The organism is Streptomyces sp. MnatMP-M17 (assembly GCF_900091995.1).
Taxonomy (GTDB): domain Bacteria; phylum Actinomycetota; class Actinomycetes; order Streptomycetales; family Streptomycetaceae; genus Streptomyces.
Map to the genome: position 1 here is coordinate 1 of NZ_FMDK01000599.1, position 4310 is coordinate 4310.

Annotated in this window: 4 protein-coding genes and 1 pseudogene; 1 reads left to right on the forward strand and 4 read right to left on the reverse strand. The window is 68.5% G+C overall.

What is annotated here, in order from left to right; translation table 11 throughout:
* A partial coding sequence (locus tag GA0115259_RS25460; RefSeq protein WP_107469261.1) for a family 1 encapsulin nanocompartment shell protein occupies positions 1-612 on the forward strand: 612 nt, incomplete at its 5' end.
* A gap of 17 nt (positions 613-629) precedes the next feature.
* Here the strand turns inward: GA0115259_RS25460 and GA0115259_RS25465 are convergent.
* The 4 genes and pseudogenes from GA0115259_RS25465 to GA0115259_RS25480 all read right to left on the reverse strand — a co-directional run.
* Positions 630-1433, reverse strand: a complete 804-nt coding sequence (locus GA0115259_RS25465; protein WP_093601361.1) for an enoyl-CoA hydratase/isomerase family protein — start codon at positions 1431-1433, stop codon at positions 630-632.
* 144 nt (positions 1434-1577) lie between these two features.
* Positions 1578-1799 (reverse strand): helix-turn-helix domain-containing protein, encoded by a 222-nt coding sequence (locus tag GA0115259_RS25470; protein WP_030753304.1) that lies wholly within the window; start codon positions 1797-1799, stop codon positions 1578-1580.
* 429 nt (positions 1800-2228) lie between these two features.
* Entirely contained in the window at positions 2229-3827 is a 1599-nt protein-coding gene (locus GA0115259_RS25475) for an ABC-F family ATP-binding cassette domain-containing protein (RefSeq protein ID WP_093601363.1), read from the reverse strand.
* 98 nt (positions 3828-3925) lie between these two features.
* Positions 3926-4310: pseudogene (locus GA0115259_RS25480) on the reverse strand (hypothetical protein); the annotation flags it as partial.

Consider the following 4310-nt stretch of genomic DNA (forward strand, 5'->3'; position numbering starts at 1 on the left):
CCCCCCCGGCGCGCGTCACGGCCGCTGGTCGAGCTACGGGTGCCGTTCACGGTCGACCGCCGGCAGGTGGACGATGTCGAGCGCGGCGCGAAGGACGCGGACTGGCAGCCGGTGAAGGACGCCGCCCGGAAGATTGCGTTCGCCGAGGACCGCGCGGTCTTCGAGGGATACGGAGCGGCGGGCATCACGGGTATCCGGCAGAGCACGTCCAATCCGGAGCTGACTCTCCCCGACGAGGTGCGCGACTATCCGGACGCCATCAGCCAGGCCGTGTCCACGCTGCGGCTGGCGGGCGTCGGCGGTCCGTACACCCTGGCGCTGAGCGCCGACGCGTACACCGCCGTGAACGAGACGTCCGACCACGGCTATCCGATCCACAAGCACATCGACCGGGTGCTGGACGGCCAGATCGTCTGGGCGCCCGCCATCGACGGTGCCTTCCTGCTCTCCACGCGCGGCGGCGACTTCGAACTCCGTCTCGGCCAGGACGTGTCCATCGGCTATCTGTCCCACGACGACACGGACGTACGGCTCTACTTCCAGGAGACGCTGACCTTTGTGATGTACACGAGCGAGGCCGCGGTGGCACTCACCGCGACGCCGCAGCTGTGAGGCACGCGCAGTCCATGTCAATCGGCGAGTCCCGCCAGATCACGCAGCCGACGAGCCTGCGCCGCGCGCTCGGCCGCGCGCTGCTCCTCGAAGGAGCGGCCCGCCGCGCCTCGGAGCAGCGCCTTGGTCTCGATCATCGCGTCCCTGGGCGCGGCCAGCAGCGCGCCCGCCAGATCCCGGACGGCCTCGTCGAGTTCGTCCACGGGCACGACGAGATTGGCGAGCCCGGTGCGTTCGGCCTCCTCGGCCTGGACGAAGCGGCCCGTGGCGCAGATCTCCAGCGCGCGGGCATAACCGACGAGTCCCACCAGCGGATGAGTGCCGGTGAGATCCGGGACCAGCCCCAGACTGGTCTCACGCATGGCGAACCGCACGTCCGACGCCACGACCCGGAGATCGCAGGCGAGGGCGAGCTGGAAGCCGGCGCCGATCGCATGCCCTTGGACGGCCGCGATCGACACGATGTCATTGCGGCGCAGCCAGACGAAGCCGTCCTGGTACCCGGCGATGGCCGCGTCGAGGTCCGCGTCGGAGCCTCGAGCCAGTTCCAGGAAGGACGGCTCCCCGTCGAATCCCTCGGGAGTGAACGCCTGCCGGTCGAGCCCCGCGGAGAAGGACATGCCCTCACCACGCAGCACCACGACCCGCACACTGCCCGGCAACGACCTGCCGGCCTCCGTCAACGCCCGCCACAGAGCGGGAGACTGGGCGTTGCGCTTGGCCGGATTGGTCAATGTCACCGTGGCGATCGCGTCCTCGACGGTGAGCCGCACGCCGTCCTTGTCGAGCACTGGTTCGCGTACTGATTCGAGCGAAGTCATACGGGCGCCTCCGGTTCGGGCAGTCGGACAGCCGGACATCAAAGTAATTGGCTAAGTGACTGCACAGTAACCACCTGGGCGATCGCCTGATCGACCCGGGTGGCCACCGTCCGAACCGGTGGCCATGAGGAGCGCACGCGGCTGTCAGGCCGAAGCGGCCTTCTTGCCTCTCGTCGCTCCCCCGCGTCCCCGCAGCGTGACTCCGGACTCGCTGAGCATCCGGTGAACGAATCCATAGGAACGGCCGGTTTCCTCGGCCAGCGCCCGGATGCTCGCACCGTTGTCGTACTTTTTCTTCAGGTCTGCCGCGAGCTTGTCGCGCGCGGCGCCGGTCACCCGGCTGCCCTTCTTCAGAGTCTCGGCCACCCGTGCCTCCTCATGGGAAGTGCGCTCTGGACTTCTCATGATCACCCCTTACGGCCCTCCTGGCCACCCATTCGGCAAGGTCCGTACGACAAGCTTTGGCAGAGTTCAAGCTTCCGGCGCGACCGGAATCCCCGATTCCGGTCATGGCCGCAGTGGACAAGGGCCGGTATATCGATCGAAGTGCCAGGTCAGCGACGTACGGCGAAGAGCGGCCCGGACAGTGTGTCCAACCGCACTCTCCGTCGCGCGGCACGCCGACAGTACGAGACACACTCACACAGATGATGGATCACCGCTGAGCCGAATGATCCATACGGAGTGGATCACGGTCCGGACCAGGTCCGGACCAGATCCGGACCGCCTGTGGATCACGGCACGGTGGGCCGCCGGACGGTCACACAGCGGAGCATCCGACGTGCCGTCCGGCCGTCACGCGAGCGCGACCAGATCCGCGTAGTCCGCTCCCCAGAGGTCCTCGACGCCGTCGGGCAGCAGGATGATCCGCTCCGGCTCCAGCGCGTGGACCGCGCCCTCGTCATGGGTGACGAGGATGACCGCGCCCTTGTACGTACGCAGCGCACCGAGGATCTCCTCGCGGCTGGCCGGGTCCAGGTTGTTCGTCGGCTCGTCGAGCAACAGCACATTGGCCGAGGAGACGACCAGCGTGGCGAGCGCGAGCCGGGTCTTCTCGCCGCCGGAGAGAACACCGGCGGGCTTGTCGACATCGTCACCGGAGAAAAGAAAGGAGCCCAGCGTCTTGCGGACCTCGACCAGATCGAGATCGGGTGCCGAGGAGCGCATGTTCTCCAGGACCGAGCGGTCCGGGTCGAGCGTCTCGTGCTCCTGGGCGTAGTAGCCCAGCTTGAGTCCGTGGCCCGGCGTCACCTGTCCGGTGTCCGGCTTCTCCACGCCGGCCAGCAGCCGCAGCAGTGTGGTCTTGCCCGCGCCGTTGAGTCCGAGGATGACGACCCGGGAGCCCTTGTCGATGGCGAGATCCACATCGGTGAAGATCTCCAGGGAGCCGTACGACTTCGACAGTCCCTCGGCCGTCAGCGGAGTCTTGCCGCAGGGCGCGGGCTCGGGGAAGCGCAGCTTGGCGACCTTGTCGGACTGCCGTACCTCCTCAAGACCGGACAGCAGCCGCTCGGCCCTGCGGGCCATGTTCTGCGCGGCCACGGTCTTGGTGGCCTTGGCACGCATCTTGTCGGCCTGGGAGTTGAGGGCGGCGGCCTTCTTCTCCGCGTTGGCGCGCTCGCGCTTGCGGCGCTTCTCGTCGGCCTCGCGCTGCTGCTGGTAGAGCTTCCAGCCCATGTTGTAGACGTCGATCTGCGAGCGGTTGGCGTCCAGATAGAAGACCTTGTTGACCACGGTCTCGACCAGCTCGACATCGTGGGAGATCACGATGAAGCCGCCGCGGTAGGTCTTGAGATAGTCGCGCAGCCAGATGATCGAGTCCGCGTCGAGGTGGTTGGTGGGCTCGTCGAGCAGCAGGGTGTCGGCGTCCGAGAAGAGGATCCGCGCCAGCTCCACCCGGCGGCGCTGACCGCCGGAGAGCGTGTGCAGCGGCTGGCCGAGCACCCGGTCGGGCAGCCCGAGCGCGGCGGCGATGGTCGCGGCCTCGGCCTCGGCGGCGTATCCGCCCTTGGTGAGGAACTCCGTCTCCAGGCGCTCGTACTTCTTCATCGCCTTCTCGCGGGTGGCGCCCTTGCCGTTCGCCATCCGCTCCTCGTTCTCGCGCATCTTCCGCAGTACGGAGTCGAGGTCGCGGGCGGAGAGGACACGGTCGCGGGCGAGGACTTCGAGATCGCCGGTGCGCGGGTCCTGCGGCAGATAACCGACTTCGCCGGAGCGGGTGATGGTGCCGGAGGCGGGGATGCCCTCGCCCGCGAGGCACTTGGTGAGGGTGGTCTTGCCGGCTCCGTTGCGGCCGACGAGACCGATGCGGTCTCCCTTGGCGATACGGAACGAGGCGGACTCGATGAGGACACGGGCTCCGGCGCGCAGCTCTACGCCGGTTGCGGTGATCACGGAAAGACTCCAGGGCGGTATGGACGGCGGAAGAGGGCAGGCGGAGGCGAGTCTTCGACGCCGGCTAATGCACAAGGAGAAATGCCATGCCGACCAGTCTAACCGGGCTGCGCAACTGCTTTCCGCTGCCGGGTGCCGGTGCCCTCGGCCTGCCCGTGGTCCGGGAGATCGTTGCCGAGCGGAGTGCGGTCGGGCACGATCCTGCCGAGTCCGTCCACGGCCTTCAGCTCCGCGGTCCAGGCGGAGTTTCCTTCGCAGGGCTGGGCGACGAGCAGGGCTCCGCCCTTACGGACCGAGCGCGCCGGGTCGAAGGCGCAGCCGCGTACGGCGGGCAGTACCCAGCGCAGATCGCCGTCGGCGGTGCGGTACGCGGTGATACGGCGCGGAGTGACGACGGCGAGCATCCGGGCCCCGGGATCGAGGAGTTGGAGCACTCCGGTGCCACGGCCGGGAGCGGCGGCCAGCCAGTCGGCGAGGGCGGGG